Origin of the sequence: Pseudomonas sp. FIP_A4, assembly GCF_036701605.1 — a bacterium.
Classification (GTDB): domain Bacteria; phylum Pseudomonadota; class Gammaproteobacteria; order Pseudomonadales; family Pseudomonadaceae; genus Stutzerimonas; species Stutzerimonas phenolilytica.
The window spans coordinates 154,096-173,425 of sequence record NZ_JAYDXP010000119.1 but is presented as its reverse complement, the minus strand read 5'-3'; the positions used below and the strand labels follow the sequence as shown (position 1 = coordinate 173,425).

The window sequence follows — 19,330 nt, the reverse complement described above, 5'->3', positions numbered from 1 at the left end:
CTGCTACGGTCATTGTGTCGGCAAGATGACGATGCCGAGGTGCAGTGATCCGTCCCCTACCGAAAAAGGAGGATTTATGGGCTCGCGACTCCCCCTGTTCAAGATCGAAGCGATCCTGCACGACTACCTGCACCCGTTCCGCTGCGAATGCCTGGAGCAGGCCAGCGGCCTCAGTGTGCGGCTGTACGATGCCCAGGCCGAACACGAAGAGCTGACGGTACTCGGCGTGACCCATGAGCAGTGCCGCGACGCCGCCAATCTTGTGCGTCTGGCACAGGAGCTGCGCATCGAAATGTTCGTCACCCGTAGCGAAATGCCGGCCGAGAACGCCACGCTCAGCTCCGTCGAATAGCCGATGCCTCGGCGCGCGCCCCTTTGCGCCGCGCGAGATATTTAACGAACACGTCGTGCCCGTAACTGTGGCTTTGCTGCGGTGTCTGCCGGCCGAAGCGGTTCCATGCCCGTTCGTGAAAATAGAACACCACGGTATTGAGCAGCGGCTCGATCAGCGCCGCTGCGCCGCTGATCGCGACATTGCCGGTCAGTGCGTAAACCACGATGAAGGCCGTGGCGAAATGCAGGATGGCGAAAGTGAAGGTCTTCAGTAGCGGTCTGGGCTTCATCGAAGGTTCCCATCGCGCAGCCGCCGCTCCTCCGGACGGCTGCGCGAACGGTTCGCTGAATTTGGGCGGGCTGCGCTCCCTATCCCGCCGACGTAGAGACGGGCCTAGCGCTTGGCCTCGACATGCGGCTCGGCCGCGCGTGTCAGGTAGGCATGGGTCAGTTCGGCCAGGTGGTCGCGCAGCCAGTCAGCCATCGCGATTTCCTCGACCAGGATGCGTTCGCAGACTACCTTGGTCTCAAGGTCGCCGACGGCTTCGGCGGCGGCGATGAGAATCTTGTAGGAGGCGATTTCCAGGTTCTCGAACACGTAACCCATCTGCGCGCCTTTGACGATCTCGTCACTGACCATCATGCCGCCCATCGCCTGCCCCATCGCCATCATCTTGCCGCCCAGGTCCTTCAACCCGGAATAGGACCTGTCGTGGCGGCGCAGGCAGTCCTCAATCAGGCGGGCCTGGTTCTGGGTTTCGGTGATGTGCTGCTCGATGCGCGCCTTCAGCTCAGGGTAATGCTGGATGCGGCTGGCCTGCTTGGTCAGCATGGTTTCGGCCTGGGCCTCCATCGCGTGGGCATCGCGCAGCCATTCGATGAGGCGTTCGGTACGGACGTCGTGACCGGTCTGGGCACTTTGCATGGGGCGTCTCCTGTAAGGCGTGAATGTCGGATCCTCTGATGGCTGTGAAACGCACGCTGTCCCGGGAGTTCCCCCCGTCCGACTGACTGCACGTCGTTAGTCCTGACTGATCAGCATCCCCTGCAGCTGCGCATAGCGCTGCGGCAACTGCTCAAGTCCGTAGCGCGCCGCCTGCTTGCGAATCGCCACGCGGTCGCCATCGAACTTCACCGTTTCGCTGATCGAAACCAGCCGCTCACCCTCGCGCAGCGCCCAGGCGAAGCACTGGGTACCGCCCTCGTCCTCCTGGGCATCGTCGGCGACGCCGGTGTTGGCCACGCTGAGCGACGCCGCGCTGGCCCGCAGCGCGCCCGTGGCCATTTCGGTGGCGACCTCCTCGCTGGTCAGGCCGAAGCGCTCGATGGTGGCGAAACTGACCTGCAGCAGCCGGTGCTTGGCGTCTGGCGAATAGACCACGAAGCCGCTGTCGAGCACCTGCCCGCAACCCGGAATATCGGCCAGCAACGAGGCCATAAGGCCACAGGTGCAGGACTCGGCCGTACTCAGCACTGCCTGCCGGTCGCGCAGGAATGTCACCACTTCTTCGAGCCTTTGCATGATCGCCTCCGTAACGGTTTGCCTACCGTTCGGAGCAGCCTGTCGGAAACGAGTTCCACGCCGGGTCTTTTTCAACCGAAACCAGAACTTTCTCACACACTGTCCGGTCTGGTTTTTGGTAGGGCCAGCGTAGCCCTACCCCCGCCGTTCGGCGGTTCGCAATAGTGATTCCTGCCTATCGTGTTCACGGGTGTGACGGTCATCAGATCGTTGCACTGGAGAAATATGCTCGTAACTGGCGCCGGCGCCTGGATGCCGGAACACTTGGGGAGATCGTGATGAGTATTGCGGTGAACGCCGGTTCCATTCGCCTGAACAAGACCCAGCCCGCCATTCGGCTAGCGCCGCGCCCGGTGCTGCAGGTTCGCAGCAGTCACAGCGAGAAAAAGAAAATCCTCTTCGTCACCTCGGAGCTGACCGATCTGATCAAGACCGGCGGGCTGGCCGACGTGTCCGCCGCCCTGCCCCGCGCGCTCGGTGCGCTGCACGACGTGCGCGTGCTGATTCCCGGCTACACGCAGGTGCTGCGCAGCGGTCATGCGATCCGCGTGGTCGGTAGCCTCGGCGCCCAGGCGGAGATCCCGGCCTGCCGCATCGGCCGAATGGACATGCCCGACGGCCTGATCATCTACGTGCTGATCTGCCCGGAGCTCTACGAGCGCGACGGCAACCCATACGGCGACGGCCACGGCAATGACTGGCCGGATAACCCGGTGCGCTTTGCCCGTCTATGCCTGGCCGCCGCGGAGATCGCCGCCGGCACCGCCTGCATCCGCTGGACGCCGGAACTGGTGCACGCGCACGACTGGCCCACCGGACTCACGCCCGCCTACATGCACTGGCGCGGGCTGCGTACACCGAGCGTATTCACCATTCACAACCTGGCCTACCAAGGCAACATCGACATGAGCCTGCGCCGCGCACTGGCGCTGCCGCATGAAGCCTGCGGCGTGGAGCGCATGGAATTCTACGGCAAGCTCTCGCTGCTCAAGGCCGGCATCGCCTACGCCAGCCATGTCACCACCGTCAGCGCGACCTATGCGCAGGAAATCACCACCGAAGAATTCGGCTGCGGCATGGAAGGTTTTCTGCGCATGAAGGCGCGCCAGGGCCTGCTCAGTGGCCTGCTCAACGGCATCGACGAAAGCTGGGAACCGCAGAGCGATCCTCACCTGGTACGCGGCTTCAGCGCGTGCGACTGGCAGGGAAAGGCTGCCAACGCCGCCTATGTGCGCCAGGCGTTCGGCCTCGAGGCGGACGCCAGTCCGCTGTTTGCCGTGGTGTCGCGCCTGGTGCAGCAGAAAGGCATCGACCTGACCCTCGGCGTAGCCGAAACCATCGTCGCCAACGGCGGCCAGCTGGCCATCCTCGGCCAGGGCGAGCCGCATATCGAAGAAGAGGTGCGCGAACTCGCCCGTCGCTATCCGGGCCGTGTCGCCGCGCACGTCGGCTTCAACGAACACGATGCGCGGCGGTTGTTCGCCGGCAGCGATTTCCTGCTGATGCCCTCGCGCTACGAGCCGTGCGGCCTCAGCCAGATGTATGCCCAGCGCTACGCCTCGCTGCCGATCGCCCGCCGCACCGGCGGCCTGGCCGACTCCATCGAGGACGGGCTGACCGGCTTCTTGTTCGACCAGCCCAGCGTCGACAGCTATCGCCATGCGGTGCTGCGCGCCCTGGAGATTCACCAGCGGCCGGACCTGCTGTGCGCCATGCGCTGCCGGGCGATGGCCACCGGATTCTTCTGGCGCCACGCCATCGCCCCGTACGACCACCTGTACCAGCAACTGCTGGGCGTCCACCGCGAGGCCGCCCACGCCATTTCCTGAGTGCGCCAACCCGAGGACAGTCAATGCCATCCATGCGTGCCCCCATCGGACGACACGGCCCACAACTGCTGGACTGCAACACCACCCGCTTCAGGCTCTGGGCGCCGGATGCCGCAAGCGTGGCGCTGGTTATCGTTGGCGGCGAAACGCTGCCGATGCAGCCCGAGGCGGATGGCTGGTACGGCGTGGATGCTCCGTATGGCGCGGGTACGCTGTATCGCTTTCTCATCGACGGCGAACTGCAGGTGCCCGACCCGGCGTCACGCGCGCAGGCCGGCGATGTGCACGACCCCAGTGTGGTGGTCGACCCCAACGACTACCTGTGGCGTCACGCCGACTGGCAGGGCCGCCCGTGGCACGAAACGGTGCTCTACGAATTGCATGTCGGCCTGCTCGGTGGCTTTGCCGGGGTCGAGCGGCGCCTGGCGAACCTCGCCGCGCTGGGCGTCACGGCCATCGAGCTGATGCCGCTGGCGGAATTTCCCGGCGAGCGCAACTGGGGCTACGACGGCGTACTGCCCTACGCCCCGGAGGCGGCCTACGGCTCGCCGGCCGAACTCAAGCAGCTGATCGACAGCGCCCACGGCCACGGCCTGATGGTCTTCCTCGATGTGGTCTACAACCACTTCGGCCCGGACGGCAACTACCTCGGCCGTTACGCCAAGCACTTCTTCCGCCATGACCAGCAGACGCCGTGGGGCGATGCCATCGACTTCCGCCGCCGCGAGGTGCGCGATTTCTTCATCGACAACGCGTTGATGTGGCTGCAGGAATACCGCTTCGACGGCCTGCGCCTGGACGCCGTGCACGCCATCCCGGAACGCAGCTTCCTCACCGAACTGGCGGCCCGGGTGCGCGAGGCAACCGAACCCGGCCGGCACGTCCACCTGGTGCTGGAGAACGAGGACAACCGCGCCAGCCTGCTGGCCCAGGGCTTCACCGCGCAGTGGAACGACGACGGCCACAATGTCCTGCACTGTCTGCTCACCGGCGAGCGCCAGGGCTACTACGCCGACTACCACGGCGACGCCACGGCCAAGCTGGCGCGCTTTCTCGGCGAGGGTTTCATCTACCAGGGCGAGGCCAACCGCCGTGGCGAGACGCGCGGTGAACCCAGCGGCCACCTGTCCCCGACCGCTTTCGTGCTGTTCCTGCAGAACCACGACCAGATCGGCAACCGCGCCTTCGGCGAGCGCCTGATCAGCCTCGCCGACCCGCAATCGCTGCGTGCCGCGACGGCCGTGCTGTTGCTCTCGCCGATGATTCCGCTGCTATTCATGGGCGAAGAATGGGGCGCGCGCCAGCCGTTCCTGTTCTTTACCAGCCACCACGGCGAACTGGCGGACGCCGTGCGCGAAGGCCGCCGCAACGAGTTCGCCGAGTTTGCCGAGTTCGCCGACGAGAACACCCGCGAGCGCATCCCGGACCCCAACGCCATCGCCACTTTCGACGCCTCGTGCCCGGATTTCGGCGCGCGCCAGGAGCCGGGGCATGCCGAATGGCAGGCACTGTATCGCCAGCTGCTGGACATTCGTCGGCGCGAGATCGTGCCGCGCCTGCCGGGTGCGCGTTTTCTCGATGCCTGTGTGCTGGGCGATGCAGCGGTGCTGGTGCACTGGCGCCTCGGCGGCGGCTGCCGATTGCGCCTGGAGCTGAATCTCGGCGAGCAGGCCGCGCCGCTGTCGGAGGCCCCGCCGGGTGCCCAACTGCTGTTCGCCAGCCGCGAAGCGGTCGATGCACGCGATGCGTTGGCGCCGCGTCTGGCCAGGCTGTATCTGGAGAAAGACCATGAGTGACGAATCGCTGATCCGCCTGGCTACTGCCGCGGGGCTGTCCGTCGACTGGACGGATGCCGACAACTGCCCGCAACGCGTCGAGCCGCAGGTGCTTCGCGAGGTGCTGGGCTGCCTCGGGCTGGCCGCGCACAACGACGCCGACATTCAGGCCAGCCTCGATCTGCTCGCGCAACAGTACAACCACGGCGGCGTGCCGCCGCTGTTGACCTGCGACCAGCACGCCGCGCTGGAACTGGGCAGCTATTTCGCGCCGGCGAGCCACTACCAGCTGACGTCCGAGGACGGCGAAGCCCGTGACGGCCAGCTCGACGAGCAGGCGCGGCTGCCGGCGATCGGCACTCCCGGCTACTACCAGCTGAGCATCGCCGAGCACCAGCTGACCGTGGCGGTGGCGCCGCATGCCTGCCCGACTGTGGCGGACATCGCCGGTCCCGACGCCTGGGGCCTCACCGTGCAGCTGTATGCCCTGCGCCGGCCAGGCGACGGCGGCCTGGGCGATACCCAGGCGCTGGAAACCCTGGCCCGCAGTGCCGCCGCCCATGGTGCCGACGCGCTGGGCATCAGCCCGGTGCACGCCATGTTCGGCGCCTATCCCCATCAGTACAGCCCCTACTCGCCATCCAGCCGGCTTTTCCTCAATGTGCTGCACGCCGCGCCCGGCGCAATCCTCGGCGAGCGCCCGGTGCAGCTAGGCATCCAAACCTGCGATCTGGGCCGCGAGCGGGAGCGTCTGGAGCAGCTGGAGCTGATCGACTGGCCGGCCGTGGCGCTCAGCCGTCAGCGCCTGCTGCGTCAGCTGTTCGAGGATTTCAATCGCGGCGGCAATGCGCAGCAGGTCGATTTCGACAGCTTCCGCGCCAGCGGGGGCGAAGCGCTGGAAAACCACTGCCGGTTCGAGGCGCTGCACGACCACCTGCGCGATGCCGAGGGCAACCCGCAGCACTGGAATGCCTGGCCGGCCGAATACCGCGATCCGGCCAGCCCGGCGGTGGCCGCGTTTGCCCGCGAACACGCCGATGCGGTCAGCTACCACGCCTTCGGCCAATGGCTGATGGCGCGCGGCCTGCAACGCGCCCATGTCGCCGCGCGTAGCGCCGGCATGCGCATCGGCCTGATCTCGGATCTGGCCGTCGGCGCCGATGGCGGCGGCAGTCAGGCCTGGAGCCGGCAAGCCGAACTCCTGGCTGCGCTCAGCGTCGGCGCGCCACCGGACGTGATGAATCGCGCCGGGCAGAACTGGGGCATTTCCGCGTTCTCACCCTGGGGCCTGCAGCGCCACGGCTTTCGCGCCTACATCGAGATGCTGCGCGCCAACCTTGCGCACGCTGGCGGCATGCGCATCGACCACGTGCTGGGCCTCAAGCGCCTGTGGGTGATGCCGGCCGGCGCCGATCCGAAGCGCGGCGTGTACCTCAACTACCCCTTCGACGACATGCTGCGCCTGCTCTGCCTGGAGGCCTGGCGGCACCGCGCGGTGATCCTCGGCGAAGACCTCGGCACCATCCCCGAAGGCCTGCGCGAGGTGCTCGCCGCGCGCGGCATACTCGGCATGCGCGTGCTGCTGTTCGAGCAGCACGACGGCCATTTCCAGCGCGCCGGTCAGTACTCCGATCAGGCGCTGGCGACCAGCACCACCCACGATATTCCGCCGCTCGCCGGGTGGTGGAGCGGGCATGACATCGACTGGCGGATCAGGATCGGCCAGCTGAGCGAAGCGGATCGCGAGTCTCAGTGGCGCGCACGCGAGCACGAGCGCGCCGGGCTGAATCGCGTGCTCTGCGAAGACGGCGGGCGCGATCCCGGGCAGCTGCTGGAGGTCGAACAGGCAGTCGATGCCGCCGCCTGTTTCCTCGGCCATACCCCCGCGCCGCTGGCATTGCTGCCGGTGGAGGATGCGCTCGGCCTCAGCGAGCAGACCAATATGCCCGGCATCGTCGAAATCCATCCGAACTGGCGACGGCGCTACCCGTACGACAGCGCCACCCTGCTCGACCAGCCCGTCTGCAGCCGCCGCCTGCATTGCCTGAACAAGGCCCGCCACGATCACCGCGAAGGAAGCCGTCGATGAAGCCGCTCACTGCCACGCTGCGCCTGCAGTTCCACCGCGACTTCACCCTCGACGACGCCACCGCGCTGGTCGACTACTTCGCCGCACTCGGCATAAGCCATCTGTACGCCTCGCCGTTGCTGACCGCCCGCCCCGGCTCGATGCACGGCTACGACGTGATCGACCCGACCCGCATCAATCCCGAGCTGGGCGGCGAGGCGGCGCTGCGTCGCTTGGTCGAGGCACTGCGGGCACGCGGCATGGGGCTGATCCTCGACATCGTTTCCAACCACATGGCGGTCGGCGGCGCCGGCAACCCCTGGTGGCTGGACGTGCTCGAATGGGGCAAGCGCAGCCCCTATGCACAGTTCTACGACATCGAATGGAATTCGCCCGACCCGCTGCTCGAAGGGCAGCTGCTGGTGCCCTTTCTCGGCAGCGACTACGGCGAAGCGCTGCAGCAAGGCAACGTCGTGCTGCGTCTGGACGTGGAGAACGGCGCGCTCTACGCCGAGCACTACGAACACCGTTTCCCGCTGACACCACCGAGTTACGGCGAAGTGCTGCGCCAGACCGAACACCCGCAGCTGCGCGCGCTGGCCCAGCATTTCGATGCACTGAAGACCGAGCCGGCGCCCTACCTTGCCGCGCAAAGGCTGCGCGCGGACCTCGCCCAGCAGCTCGAGGACGCCGATACCCGCCAGCAGCTGGAGCAGGCTCTGTCCCGCTACGACGCGACTAACGCCGAGGGCTTCCAGCGCCTGCACGCGCTGCTCGAACGCCAGCATTACCGGCTGGCGAGCTGGCGCACTGCCGCCGACGACATCAACTGGCGGCGCTTCTTCGACATCAACGAGCTGGGCGGCCTGCGCGTCGAGCGCCCGGTGGTGTTCGAGCAGACCCATGCGAAGGTCTTCCAGCTGCTGGCCGACGGTCTGGTGGACGGCCTGCGCATCGATCACATCGATGGCCTCGCCGACCCGCGCGGCTACTGCCGGCGCCTGCGCCGTCGGGTCGACCGGCTGAACGCCGCGCGCCCGCCCGAGGCAGCGCAGGATCACGTGCCGATCTATGTGGAGAAGATCCTCGCCGCCGGCGAGCATCTGCACGACGACTGGGGCGTGGACGGCACCACCGGCTATGAATTCATGAACCAGGTGTCGCTGCTCCAGCACGACCCGGCCGGGCAGGCGCCGCTTTGCGCGCTCTGGAGCGACACCAGCGGACGCCCGGCGGACTTTCTCGAAGAAGCCCGGCAGGCACGTCAGCTGGTGCTCACCGGGCCGCTGGCCGGCGATTTCGAGGCCGTGGCGCAGGCGCTGCTGCAGGTGGCGCGCGGCGACGTGATGACCCGCGACATCACCCTCGGGCAGATTCGCCGCGCGTTGCTGGAGCTGATCGTGCACTTCCCGGTCTACCGCACCTACATCGCCGCGCCGGGCCGGCGCGCGGCCGACGAGCCGTTCTTCCAGCAGGCGCTGGAAGGCGCGCGCACCACGCTGGGCGAAAGCGACTGGCCTCTGCTCGAGCACCTGCAGCGCTGGCTGGGCGGTGAAAGCCTGCGCGATCTGCCGCCGGGGCCACAGCGCAAGCTGCGCCGCTACGTCTGCGCACGCTTCCAGCAGCTCACCTCACCCGCGGCAGCCAAGGCGGTGGAAGACACCGCCTGCTACCGTTCCGCGGTGCTGCTGTCGCGCAACGACGTCGGCTTCGATCCGCAACGCTTCAGCGCCTCGCCGGCCGACTTCCACGCCGAATGCATGCAGCGCGCCGAGCACCTGCCGCACAACCTGCTGACCACCGCCACCCACGACCACAAACGCGGCGAAGACACCCGCGCGCGCATCGCCGTACTCAGCGAACGCGCGCACTGGTTCGCTGGCAAGGTGCAGGAATGGCGCGCGCTGGCCGCCGACCTGTTGCAGCCACTGGACGATGGTCTGGCGCCCTCGCCTGCCGACGAGCTGCTGCTGATCCAGACCCTGCTCGGCAGCTGGCCGCTGGAGCTGCGCGCGGATGATCGCGAAGGCCTGAGTGGCTACTGCGAACGCATCCTGCAATGGCAGCGCAAGGCCGTGCGCGAAGCCAAGCTACGCAGCACCTGGGCCGCGCCCAACGAGGCGTATGAAGGCGCCTGTCAGCAGTACGTCGAACGCCTGCTGCTGGGCAATGACGCCCGCCTGCGTCAGGCCATCGCCGCCGCGGCGCTCGAACTGGCGCCCGCCGGCGCGCTCAACAGCCTCGCCCAGACGCTGCTGCGCATGACCACGCCCGGCGTACCGGACCTCTACCAGGGCGCCGATTACTGGGACTTCAGTCTGGTCGACCCGGACAACCGCCGGCCGGTGGACTTCGCCGCCCGCCGCGCCAGCTTCGATCCTGACGCCCCGTCCGCCGAGCTGCTGGCCGCCTGGCACGACGGCCGCATCAAGCAATGGCTGATCGCGCGCACGCTGAACCTGCGCCTCGCCCGGCCGCAGCTGTTCACCGGCGGGCGCTACCAGCCGCTGGCGGTCGAGGGCGCGCAGGCCGAGCATATGCTCGCCTTCGCCCGCGAGGCGGATGGCGACTGGCTGGTGGTGCTGGTACCGCGCCTGAGTAGCGCCCTGCTGGACGGCAGCCCGCTGCCGCGCATCGCCGCCGATCGCTGGGGCGATACCCGCGTGGTTTTGCCCGAAGCGCTGGACGGTCGGCCGCTGCAGCGACTTTTTTCTTCAACCGCAGTCACATTCCAACGAGCCGGTTTGAGCGTGGCGCAGGTACTCGACGAGCTGTCGGTAGAGGTCCTGCACACAACCGGATGGTCATCAGGAGAATCCGAACAATGAACCCAGAAGAACAACGCATCCGCGAATTCGCCTATCAGATCTGGCAATCCGAGGGCTGTCCGCACGGCCAGGAGGAGCGCCATTGGGAAATGGCACGCAAGCTGGTGGAGGCGCAGCAGAGCGCACCCAGCGCCAAGCTGGCCAGCCGTGCCCGCAAGCCGGCCACCAAACCCACCGAGGTGGCAGCCGGCGCCGGCGCGCCAGCCAGCAAGCCACGCGCCGCACGCGCGACGACGAAGAAAGCCGCCAGCCCGGCGGCCGCCGATGCGGCCCAACCGACGCCGCAATCAGCTAAGAAACCGCGCAGCCCGCGGGCCAAGAAAGACGCCTGACAGGCGTCCCGCAGCCGCTGCAGTGTCCCGGCCAGCCTGTCCGGCCGGGCCGTTATTTCATGCGCCAATCACGGAGTTTCCATGAGCCGTCAGATAAAGAGTCCTGCTTCCCCGGTCGTGACGCCTTCGCGGGTTCGAGAGGGCCTGCCGTTTCCGCTGGGCGCGACCTGGGATGGCCTGGGGGTGAACTTCGCGATCTTCTCGGCCCACGCCACCAAGGTCGAACTGTGCCTGTTCGACGACAAGGGCGAGACCGAGATCGAGCGCATCGAGCTGCCGGAATACACCGACGAAATCTGGCACGGCTACCTGCCCGACGCGCATCCGGGAATGATCTACGGCTACCGCGTGCACGGCCCGTACGAGCCGGAAGCCGGGCATCGCTTCAACCCCAACAAGCTGCTGATCGACCCCTACGCCAAGCAGCTGGTGGGCGAGCTGCGCTGGTCGGAAGCGCTGTTCGGCTACACCATCGGCCACCCCGATGGCGACCTGAGCTTCGATGAGCGCGACAGCGCGCCCTTCGTGCCCAAGTGCAAGGTGATCGACCCGGCCTTCACCTGGGGGCGCGACCATCCGGTGCAAGTGCCGTGGGACAAGACCATCATCTACGAGACCCACGTGCGCGGTTACACCATGCGCCACCCGGCGGTCGCCGACGAGGCGCGCGGCACCTTCGCGGCGTTCAAGACGCCGGAGGTGATCGACTACATCCGCAAGCTCGGCGTCTCGTCCATCGAGTTCCTGCCGATTCATGCGTTCGTCCAGGACCAGCACCTGCTGGAAAAGGGCATGACCAACTACTGGGGCTACAACAGCATCGCCTTCTTCGCGCCGCACCCGCGCTACCTGGCCAGCGGCAAGATCAGCGAGTTCAAGGAAACCGTCGCGCACCTGCACAACGCCGATCTCGAAGTCATCCTCGACGTGGTCTACAACCACACCGCCGAGGGCAACGAGCTGGGCCCGACGCTGTCCATGCGCGGCATCGACAACGCCTCCTACTACCGCCTGATGCCGGACGACAAGCGCTACTACATCAACGATTCGGGCACCGGCAACACGCTGGACATGAGCCACCCGTGCGTCCTGCAGATGGTCACCGACTCGCTGCGCTACTGGGCCACGGAGATGCACGTCGACGGGTTCCGCTTCGACCTGGCAACCATCCTCGGCCGCGAACACGCAGGCTTCGACGAGCGCCACAGCTTTCTCGTCGCCTGCCGCCAGGACCCGGTACTGGCCAAGACCAAACTGATCGCCGAACCCTGGGACTGCGGCCCCGGCGGCTATCAGGTCGGCGGCTTTCCGCCCGGCTGGGCCGAGTGGAACGATCAATTCCGTGACACCGTCCGAGCGTTCTGGAAAGGCGACGACGGCAAGCTCGCCGACTTCGCCGCACGGCTGACCGGCTCCGGCGATCTGTACAACCAGCGCGGACGGCGGCCATTCAGCTCGGTCAACTTCGTCACCGCGCACGATGGCTTCACCTTGAAGGACCTGGTGTCCTACAACCACAAGCACAACGAGGACAACGACGAGGGCAACCGCGACGGCAGCGACAACAACCTGTCGTGGAACCACGGCGTCGAAGGTCCCTCGCATGATCCGGAAATCGTCACCCTGCGCTACCGGCAGATGCGCAACTTCTTCGCCACGCTGCTGTTCGCCCAGGGCACGCCGATGATCGTCGCCGGTGACGAGTTCGCCCGCACCCAGCACGGCAACAACAATGCCTACTGCCAGGACAGCGAGATTGGCTGGGTCAATTGGGACATCAGTGAGGACAGCTACGGGCTACTGGCCTTCGTGCGCAAGCTGATCCGCCTGCGTCAGCGCTTCCCGATGCTGCGCCGCACCCGCTTCCTGGTCGGCGCCTACAACGAGGAACTGGGCGTCAAGGACGTGACCTGGCTGGCGCCCAACGGCGATGAGATGAGCATCGAGCAATGGCAGGACGCCCACAACCGCTGCATGGGCATGCTGCTCGATGGCCGCGCGCAGCCCACCGGCATTCGCCGCGCGGGTTCGGACGTGACGCTGCTGCTGATCGTCAACGCCCACCACGACCTGGTGAACTTCACCCTGCCGGAGGTGCCGCAGGGCATCTTCTGGAATCGCCTGATCGATACCAACCAGCCGCTGGTGCGCCCGGAGCGTTTCGACTTCAACGACGAGTACGCGGTGACCGGGCGTTCGCTGCTGCTGCTGGAGCTGATCAAGGAGGACGAATGAGCCGGCGCCGGACGCGCGGATGAGCGGGTCGGTCAGCCCGCTCGACGTTCCGCGCGCCACTGGCTGAAACCGCTTCACGACGTATGGCAGTGAACCTGTGGCCGCCTCACGCCCTCGAACGCCGTGGCGACCACCCGATTCACCTGCCAGGCGCAGGCGAACAGTCCTTTATTTCGTGACGGATCACAGGCCCATGTACGCAATCCCACCCCTAGCCCTGGCGCTGCTGCTCTCGCTGGGCACCACGCTCGCACCGAGCGCCGCCACGGCCAGCAGCGCAGCGAAACCCATCGAAGTTCCGAGCCATCGCGCCGCCACGGTGCGCCTGCTGGTCAACCCGACGCGCTCCGGCAAGGTGCTGGATGTGCGCAACGAGCTGGACGTGCCGGTCGAAGCCACGCTGCGTCTGAGCCGGTTGGTCAACGTGGCGGGGCTGCGCGACGGCGTGATCCGCAAGACGGTGCCGCCGCGCAGCCAGCTGCGCGTGGCGACGCTGGTCAAGCGGCAGGTCGGCTACCCGCTGATGTACCGCCACAGTTTCAGCTACGGAATGATCTATGCGCCCGATCCGGCGCGCCGCATGGCCGGCGGCCACATCGGCGGGCACGCCTATGCCCTGCCCTGGAAAGGCGGGCCGTTCCGCATCTCCCAGGGCGCCGGCGGCGACTACAGCCACAACACAACCAAAGGCCGCTATGCGGTGGATATCGCCATGCCGGTGGGCACGCCGATCGTCGCGGCGCGTGCGGGGACGGTGGTGAAGGTGCGCGACGGCCAGCGCGGGCGCTTTCCCGATCCGGCCGGCAACTACGTGCGCATCGAGCATGCCGACGGCACCCACAGTGCCTACCTGCACCTGCGTCGCGGCTCATTGCAGGTGCGCCCCGGTCAGCAGGTCAAGGTCGGCACTCACCTGGGCGACTCCGGCAACACTGGGCGCAGCACCGGGCCGCACCTGCATTTCGTGGTGCAGAAAAAAGTCGGGGACGAACTCGCGTCCATCCCCTTCCGTTTCGCCAAGCCGGTCGATTCGCTGCCGAACTTCGCGATGAGCGAGCCGTAACGCTCACAGCATGCGTTGCAGTACACCGTCACGCCGAACGAGGTGATGCAGCAGCGCGATGCCGGCGTGACCGACCACCAGCAGCACGGTCAGCCAGGCGAGCGGCGAATGGATGCTGCCCAGCGACGCCGCCCAGGCGATTTCCGGCCCTTTCGTCGCCAGCTGCACGCCGAACACTTCCAGCCCGTAGCCGTTGCCGAGCATGAACAGGATGCCGCTGACCGGCAGCAACAGCATGCAGGCGTACAGCGCCAGATGGCCGCCCTTGACCAGCACGGCCGTGGCCGGAGCCGGCAGCGGACGTTTGCCGCGCTGGGTCGAGGCCCAGACCACGCGCAGCACCACCAGCACCAGCAGCAAGGCGCCGATGGAGATGTGCCAGGGCACCAGCGTCTGGCCGATCCAGTGCTCGCCTTCGTCGATGCGGTCGCCGAGCTTGAGGAACTGCCAGACGATCAGTCCGGCCATCAGCCAATGGAAGCCACGGCTGACCCTGCCGTAGCGTTCGCGCGTGTCATGCAGCCTGTTTCGCTCCTCGGCCGGTGCCGCGCCGGCGCCGGCGTGCCAGGCGAATTCCAGGGCCTCGCCAGATGCCATGCGCAGCAGATGGTCGGCGACCACCTGTTGCAGTTGTCGCAGCTGTGCGGAGTTGGCGGCGTGCAGTTGAACCTCCAGGCCAGCCTTGGCGGCGCGCAAGCGACACTCGCCAATGCTGAGCGTGATTTCGCCGCCCTGCTCGTCGTGGCGCACCGGGAATTTGTGCGCCCAGTGCTTGCACAGCCGGTTGATCAGCCGCGACGGATTGGCGGTCGCCACCGTGGCGACGCTGCTGCACGGGTATTGCAGCTCAGGCGATGCGTTCAACGATGCCTCCTTCGACACCGAGTGCCGCCCTGCTCTTCGCGCTGGCGCCGTTGGCCACGGCCCAACAGCGCCACGCAGGCGCCCGCCCTGGCCAGGCCACTGACGATGTCCTTCCTGCCCGATAGATCGATTGCATTGCCTGCTCCTCAGTCGTCGTAACCAAAACCGTATGCCGATAGCTCGGTCTCCATGACCCGGTCGCCGAACAGCTTGCGCCCGCGAGACTGCCCCGCCGCTCCGGCGGCGACCAGCAGCGGCAGCAGGTGTTCCTCGGCGCGTGCCGGATGACAGAGCCGCGCCGATGGCGCCTGCTCCCAATGCTGCAACGCGACGTCGCGCTGTGCCGGTGCGGCTTCGACCGCGGCGCTCAGCCAGTGATCGAACTCGGCGGAGATCGGCGTGAAGCGCGCATCGCCGTAGCCGCGCATATTGTGAAAGCTCATGCCGCTGCCGACGATCAGCACACCCTCGTCGCGCAACGGCTCCAGCGCGCGGCCGGCGTCGAGGTGCGCCTGCGGATCGAGATCGCTGCGCAGCGACAGCTGCACCACCGGAATGTCCGCCTCCGGGAACATCAGCTTCAGCGGGATGAACATGCCGTGGTCGAAGCCGCGCTGCGGGTCTGTGACGTTCGCCAGCGCCGCCTGCCCGAGCAGCGTGGCCACGCGAGCCGCCAGTTGCGGCTCGCCCGGCGCCGGATAGCGCAGCTCGTAGGTGTGTGCGGGAAAGCCGGAGTAGTCGTAGATCAGTTCCGGCCGCGCCGCGCTGGTGACGCTGAAGGCCGGCTGCAGCCAGTGCGCCGACACCATCAGGATCGCGCGCGGGCGAGCCGGCAGCGTGGCAGCGACGCCCTTGAGGAAATCGGCCATGGCGTTCCATGCGGTCGGTGGATTCCAGTCCATGAAGAAACAGGGCCCGGCGCCGTGCGGAACGAACAGCGTCGGCATGCGCTGTTCCGGGGGTGAGACGATGACATCGGTCATGGTGCTACTCCGCAAATGAAAGTACGCACCAGCATGGACTACAGTCAGGCGTGTGAGAATGTGCCGCTCGAAGGGAAGACTTATTACCCAGAGTAGGAACTGAGATGCTCGATCGAATCACCAGCATGCGGGTTTTCGTGCGCGCCGCCGGCGTCGGCAGCCTGTCCGGCGCCGCCCGCCAGCTGGATATGTCGCCGGCGATGGCGACCAAGCATGTCGACGCGCTGGAGCGGCGCCTGGGCGTCAAACTGTTCCACCGCAGCACTCGCCGGCTGAGCCTCACAGAAGCCGGCAGCGACTACCTGGAAGCCTGCCAGCGCATCCTGCCGGATATCGACGAGGCCGAAGCCAGCGTCGCCTCGCAGCGCATCGAGGCCACCGGCCTGCTGCGCATGAACGTGCCGCTGTCGTTCGGCGTAGGCTTCATCGCTCCGCTGATGCCGCAGTTCAGCCAGCGCCATCCGGCGGTGCGCGTGGAGCTGGGCCTGACCGACAGCCATGTCGACCTGCTCGATGACGGCTGGGACCTGGCGGTGCGCATCGGCAAGCTGGAAGACAGCCCGTTGCAGGCGCGGCGCCTGGCCGACTGCCCGCTGCAGGTCTGCGCCGCGCCGAGCTACCTCGACGCGCGCGGCATTCCCCGCCGTGTCGCCGAGCTGGCTCAGCACAACTGCCTGGGCTACAGCCTGTCCTCGCGGGTCGGCGCCAAGCGCTGGACGTTCGGCGACGAGGGCGATGTCAGCGTCGCGATCAGCGGCGATCTGGTCGCCAACAACGGTACTGCGCTGCTGGCCGCCGCCATCGGCGGTCAGGGTGTGATCTACCAGCCGCAGTTCATCGTTGCCGAGGCGCTGCGCAGCGGCGCGCTGGTCGCGCTGGAACTGGACCATCCGTGCGTCACGCTGGGCGGCATCTACGCGATCTACCCGCCCGACCGTCGGCCACCGGCCAAGGTGCGCGCGATGATCGATTATCTGGTCCAGGCCTTCGCCGGCGAGCCGCCGTGGAGCCTGGCACGCGCCTGAACCGCCGCCCGGCGCCGGCGTTGCGCGCCGACGCCGTACGGAAAAAAAGATGAACCGCCCCAATCGGAGAAAGTCCGAACAGATGTGAGCGGTGGCAAAGACGCCACGTCCGTTCGAATTCTTCCGATCCCGCGGAGCCGCGAATCGAGCATCGCGCCGTTCATCCTGCAGCATGCGAACTGCTCGTTTCCCTCCGCCCCATCGACTCGCCGCCGCGCACACCACGCGTCTGGCGAGCTGGAGTGGTTATGAAAGCTGTTGTCTATCACGCGGTCGGCGACATTCGCCTGGAGGATGTTCCCGAGCCACGCATTCAAGCCCCCACCGACGCCATCGTGCGCCTCACCGCGTCGGCGATTTGCGGCACCGACCTGCACTTCGTGCGCGGCACCGTCGGCGGCATGCAGCCGGGCACCATCCTTGGCCACGAGGGCGTCGGCATCGTTGAGGAACTCGGTGAGGACGTGCGCAACCTGCAGGTCGGCGACCGTGTGGTGATTCCCTCGACCATCGCTTGCGGCAACTGCGCCTACTGCCGCGCCGGCTACTTCGCCCAGTGCGACGTCGCCAACCCCAACGGCAAACAGGCCGGCACGGCGTTCTACGGCGGCCCCGCCGGTACCGGACCGTTCCACGGCCTGCAGGCGGAGAAGGCCCGCGTGCCGTTCGCCAACATCGGTCTGGTACGCCTGCCCTCGGATATCAGCGACGACCAGGCGATCCTGCTCTCGGACATCTTCCCCACCGGCTATTTCGGCGCCGAGATGGCCGAAATCCGTCCCGGCGATACGGTTGCGGTGTTCGGCTGCGGCCCGGTCGGCCTGTTCGCCATCGTCAGTGCCCGCTTGCTCGGCGCCGGCCGCGTGTTCGCCATCGATCAGTACCCCGACCGCTTGCGCGCCGCCCAGCGTCAGGGCGCGGAGATCATCGATTTCAACCGCGAAGACCCGATCGCAACGCTCCAGCGGCTGACCGGCGGCATTGGCGTGGACCGTGCCATCGATGCCGTCGGCATTGACGCCGAGCACGGCTGCTGCGGCGAGCAGCCCACCGGCCATGCACCGGCGCCCAACGACAACGCCCAGTGGCAGCCGGGCGACGCGCCGTCCCAGGCGCTGGAATGGGCGGTCCAGGCGCTGGCGAAAGCCGGCACGCTGTCGATCATCGGTGTCTATTCGCCGGAGGCGATGCGTTTTCCCATCGGCCAGGCGATGAACAAGAACCTCACCATCAACATGGGCAACTGCCACCACCGCAAGTACATCCCGCGGCTGATCGAGATGATCCAGGCGCGGCGCATCGACCCGGCCAAGGTGCTCACGCAGGTCAAGCCGATGACCGACGCGATCGCTGCGTTCGAGGCGTTCGACCGCCGCGAGAACGGCTGGATCAAGGTCGAGCTGCAGCCGCAGGCCAGTTCGCCGGACGAGGCGGCAGGCTCAGGCCAGGGGGAGGAAAAGCTCGACGAAGCCATCGAGCAGACCTTCCCGGCCAGCGATCCGACCGCGCCACAGAACCCGCGTTAACGGCCGATTCGAGGGCGACGATGGCAGGCATCCACATCGGTATCTCTGGCTGGCGCTACGCGCCCTGGCGCGGCGACTTCTATCCCGAGGGGCTGGCGCAGAAGCACGAGCTGCACTTCGCCTCGCGGGCAGTCGGCAGCATCGAGATCAACGGTTCGTTCTATGCGCTGCAGACGCCGGAGCGCTACGCCGACTGGTACGCCGACACGCCGGAGGGCTTCGTTTTCAGCGTCAAGGCGCCGCGTTTCATCACCCACATCAAGCGCCTGCGCGAGGTCGAGAAGCCCATCGCCAACTTCTTCGCCTCGGGGCTGTTCGCCCTGCAGGAGAAGCTCGGCCCGCTGCTCTGGCAGTTTCCGCCGTCGTTCCGCTTCGATCCGCTGCTGTTCGAGGCGTTTCTGGCGCAACTGCCGCATGACACCGAGGCCGCGCTGGCCATCGCCGAAACCTGCGAACCGCGCATGGAGGGACGCAGCCTGCTGCAGATCGACCGCAAGCGTCCGCTGCGCCACGCCGTGGAAATCCGCCATGAGAGCTTCGTCGACCCGGCCTTCGTCGCACTGCTGCGCAAGTACCGGGTGGCGCTGGTGGTGGCGGACACCGCCGGCAAATGGCCCTACCGCGAGGACCTGACCGGTGATTTCGTCTACATCCGCCTGCACGGCGCCGAGAAGCTCTACACCAGTGGCTACACCGACGAGGCGTTGGATCGCTGGTGCCGGCGCATTCGCCGCTGGAACGAAGGCACGCAGCCGGACGATGCACAGCTCATCGACCCGCATCAGGCACCGACGCGGCATCCGCGCGAGGTGTACTGCTATTTCGACAACGACGTGAAGGTCCGGGCGCCGTACGACGCGCGCCAGCTGCTGCAGCGCCTGGGCCTGGACCAAACCCTGTCGACCACCCCGGGCCAGCTCGAAGGAACATTCCCGTGACCCTGGAAA

General features: G+C 67.2%; 16 protein-coding genes. 11 read left to right on the top strand and 5 right to left on the bottom strand.

The genetic code is table 11. The features are described from left to right. Positions 1-76 precede the first annotated feature (76 nt). Complete coding sequence (locus tag U8L64_RS06005) at positions 77-352, top strand: DUF1652 domain-containing protein (protein WP_138299891.1); 276 nt, start codon at positions 77-79, stop codon at positions 350-352. Here the strand turns inward: U8L64_RS06005 and U8L64_RS06000 are convergent. The 3 genes from U8L64_RS06000 to U8L64_RS05990 all read right to left on the bottom strand — a co-directional run bounded on the left by U8L64_RS06000 (position 336) and on the right by U8L64_RS05990 (position 1,855). Further along, a complete protein-coding gene (locus U8L64_RS06000) occupies positions 336-623 on the bottom strand; it encodes a DUF2061 domain-containing protein (RefSeq protein ID WP_102828464.1) in 288 nt (95 codons plus the stop codon). The genes U8L64_RS06005 and U8L64_RS06000 overlap by 17 nt on opposite strands. 104 nt (positions 624-727) lie before the next feature. Then, positions 728-1,258, bottom strand: a complete 531-nt coding sequence (locus U8L64_RS05995; RefSeq protein WP_333394813.1) for a ferritin-like domain-containing protein — start codon at positions 1,256-1,258, stop codon at positions 728-730. A 96-nt stretch (positions 1,259-1,354) separates the two neighbouring features. Continuing rightward, entirely contained in the window at positions 1,355-1,855 is a 501-nt protein-coding gene (locus U8L64_RS05990) for a CinA family protein (RefSeq protein WP_043296791.1), read from the bottom strand. 278 nt (positions 1,856-2,133) lie between these two features. Here U8L64_RS05990 and glgA point away from each other — a divergent pair, with 278 nt between their 5' ends. The 7 genes from glgA (at position 2,134) to U8L64_RS05955 (ending at position 13,985) form a co-directional block, all read left to right on the top strand. Continuing rightward, positions 2,134-3,684, top strand: a complete 1,551-nt coding sequence (gene glgA, locus U8L64_RS05985) for a glycogen synthase GlgA (protein ID WP_333394810.1) — start codon at positions 2,134-2,136, stop codon at positions 3,682-3,684. 23 nt (positions 3,685-3,707) lie between these two features. Then, positions 3,708-5,480, top strand: coding sequence for a malto-oligosyltrehalose trehalohydrolase (treZ, locus tag U8L64_RS05980; protein WP_333394808.1), 1,773 nt, complete (start codon positions 3,708-3,710; stop codon positions 5,478-5,480). Continuing rightward, a complete protein-coding gene (gene malQ, locus U8L64_RS05975) occupies positions 5,473-7,548 on the top strand; it encodes a 4-alpha-glucanotransferase (RefSeq protein ID WP_333394806.1) in 2,076 nt (691 codons plus the stop codon). Before treZ ends, malQ begins: the two co-directional genes overlap by 8 nt. Next, complete coding sequence (locus tag U8L64_RS05970; RefSeq protein ID WP_333394804.1) at positions 7,545-10,355, top strand: malto-oligosyltrehalose synthase; 2,811 nt, start codon at positions 7,545-7,547, stop codon at positions 10,353-10,355. The genes malQ and U8L64_RS05970 overlap by 4 nt, the downstream gene beginning before the upstream one ends. Then, on the top strand, positions 10,352-10,687 hold the full coding sequence (locus U8L64_RS05965) for a DUF2934 domain-containing protein (RefSeq protein WP_043298605.1): 336 nt from the start codon (positions 10,352-10,354) through the stop codon (positions 10,685-10,687). Before U8L64_RS05970 ends, U8L64_RS05965 begins: the two co-directional genes overlap by 4 nt. Positions 10,688-10,768: 81 nt before the next feature. Next, entirely contained in the window at positions 10,769-12,922 is a 2,154-nt protein-coding gene (glgX, locus tag U8L64_RS05960) for a glycogen debranching protein GlgX (protein WP_333394801.1), read from the top strand. A 193-nt stretch (positions 12,923-13,115) separates the two neighbouring features. After that, positions 13,116-13,985 (top strand): M23 family metallopeptidase, encoded by an 870-nt coding sequence (locus tag U8L64_RS05955; protein ID WP_054094766.1) that lies wholly within the window; start codon positions 13,116-13,118, stop codon positions 13,983-13,985. A gap of 3 nt (positions 13,986-13,988) precedes the next feature. On the opposite strand, the gene U8L64_RS05950 is transcribed toward U8L64_RS05955, so the two are convergent. Together U8L64_RS05950 and U8L64_RS05945 are read right to left on the bottom strand one after the other, a co-directional pair. Further along, the gene (locus U8L64_RS05950; RefSeq protein WP_333394798.1) at positions 13,989-14,849 is read right to left on the bottom strand and encodes a DUF2218 domain-containing protein; all 861 of its coding nucleotides are present in this window, start codon (positions 14,847-14,849) and stop codon (positions 13,989-13,991) included. A 146-nt stretch (positions 14,850-14,995) separates the two neighbouring features. After that, entirely contained in the window at positions 14,996-15,832 is an 837-nt protein-coding gene (locus U8L64_RS05945) for a DODA-type extradiol aromatic ring-opening family dioxygenase (RefSeq protein ID WP_333394796.1), read from the bottom strand. 104 nt (positions 15,833-15,936) lie between these two features. Here U8L64_RS05945 and U8L64_RS05940 point away from each other — a divergent pair, with 104 nt between their 5' ends. The 3 genes from U8L64_RS05940 to U8L64_RS05930 all read left to right on the top strand — a co-directional run bounded on the left by U8L64_RS05940 (position 15,937) and on the right by U8L64_RS05930 (position 19,321). Then, complete coding sequence (locus tag U8L64_RS05940; RefSeq protein WP_165594405.1) at positions 15,937-16,857, top strand: LysR family transcriptional regulator; 921 nt, start codon at positions 15,937-15,939, stop codon at positions 16,855-16,857. A 248-nt stretch (positions 16,858-17,105) separates the two neighbouring features. Beyond that, on the top strand, positions 17,106-18,383 hold the full coding sequence (locus tag U8L64_RS05935) for a zinc-dependent alcohol dehydrogenase (protein ID WP_333394793.1): 1,278 nt from the start codon (positions 17,106-17,108) through the stop codon (positions 18,381-18,383). Between the two features lie 20 nt (positions 18,384-18,403). Beyond that, positions 18,404-19,321 (top strand): DUF72 domain-containing protein, encoded by a 918-nt coding sequence (locus tag U8L64_RS05930; RefSeq protein ID WP_165594407.1) that lies wholly within the window; start codon positions 18,404-18,406, stop codon positions 19,319-19,321. Positions 19,322-19,330: the final 9 nt, after the last annotated feature.

What these genes read in the sequence shown, in the direction of transcription:
- U8L64_RS06005 (WP_138299891.1), top strand. Translation starts at nt 77, where the DNA reads ATGGGCTCGCGACTCCCCCTGTTCAAGATCGAAGCGATCCTGCACGAC.
- U8L64_RS06000 (WP_102828464.1), bottom strand. Translation starts at nt 623, where the DNA reads ATGAAGCCCAGACCGCTACTGAAGACCTTCACTTTCGCCATCCTGCAT.
- U8L64_RS05995 (WP_333394813.1), bottom strand. Translation starts at nt 1,258, where the DNA reads ATGCAAAGTGCCCAGACCGGTCACGACGTCCGTACCGAACGCCTCATC.
- U8L64_RS05990 (WP_043296791.1), bottom strand. Translation starts at nt 1,855, where the DNA reads ATGCAAAGGCTCGAAGAAGTGGTGACATTCCTGCGCGACCGGCAGGCA.
- glgA (WP_333394810.1), top strand. Translation starts at nt 2,134, where the DNA reads ATGAGTATTGCGGTGAACGCCGGTTCCATTCGCCTGAACAAGACCCAG.
- treZ (WP_333394808.1), top strand. Translation starts at nt 3,708, where the DNA reads ATGCCATCCATGCGTGCCCCCATCGGACGACACGGCCCACAACTGCTG.
- malQ (WP_333394806.1), top strand. Translation starts at nt 5,473, where the DNA reads ATGAGTGACGAATCGCTGATCCGCCTGGCTACTGCCGCGGGGCTGTCC.
- U8L64_RS05970 (WP_333394804.1), top strand. Translation starts at nt 7,545, where the DNA reads ATGAAGCCGCTCACTGCCACGCTGCGCCTGCAGTTCCACCGCGACTTC.
- U8L64_RS05965 (WP_043298605.1), top strand. Translation starts at nt 10,352, where the DNA reads ATGAACCCAGAAGAACAACGCATCCGCGAATTCGCCTATCAGATCTGG.
- glgX (WP_333394801.1), top strand. Translation starts at nt 10,769, where the DNA reads ATGAGCCGTCAGATAAAGAGTCCTGCTTCCCCGGTCGTGACGCCTTCG.
- U8L64_RS05955 (WP_054094766.1), top strand. Translation starts at nt 13,116, where the DNA reads ATGTACGCAATCCCACCCCTAGCCCTGGCGCTGCTGCTCTCGCTGGGC.
- U8L64_RS05945 (WP_333394796.1), bottom strand. Translation starts at nt 15,832, where the DNA reads ATGACCGATGTCATCGTCTCACCCCCGGAACAGCGCATGCCGACGCTG.
- U8L64_RS05940 (WP_165594405.1), top strand. Translation starts at nt 15,937, where the DNA reads ATGCTCGATCGAATCACCAGCATGCGGGTTTTCGTGCGCGCCGCCGGC.
- U8L64_RS05935 (WP_333394793.1), top strand. Translation starts at nt 17,106, where the DNA reads ATGAAAGCTGTTGTCTATCACGCGGTCGGCGACATTCGCCTGGAGGAT.
- U8L64_RS05930 (WP_165594407.1), top strand. Translation starts at nt 18,404, where the DNA reads ATGGCAGGCATCCACATCGGTATCTCTGGCTGGCGCTACGCGCCCTGG.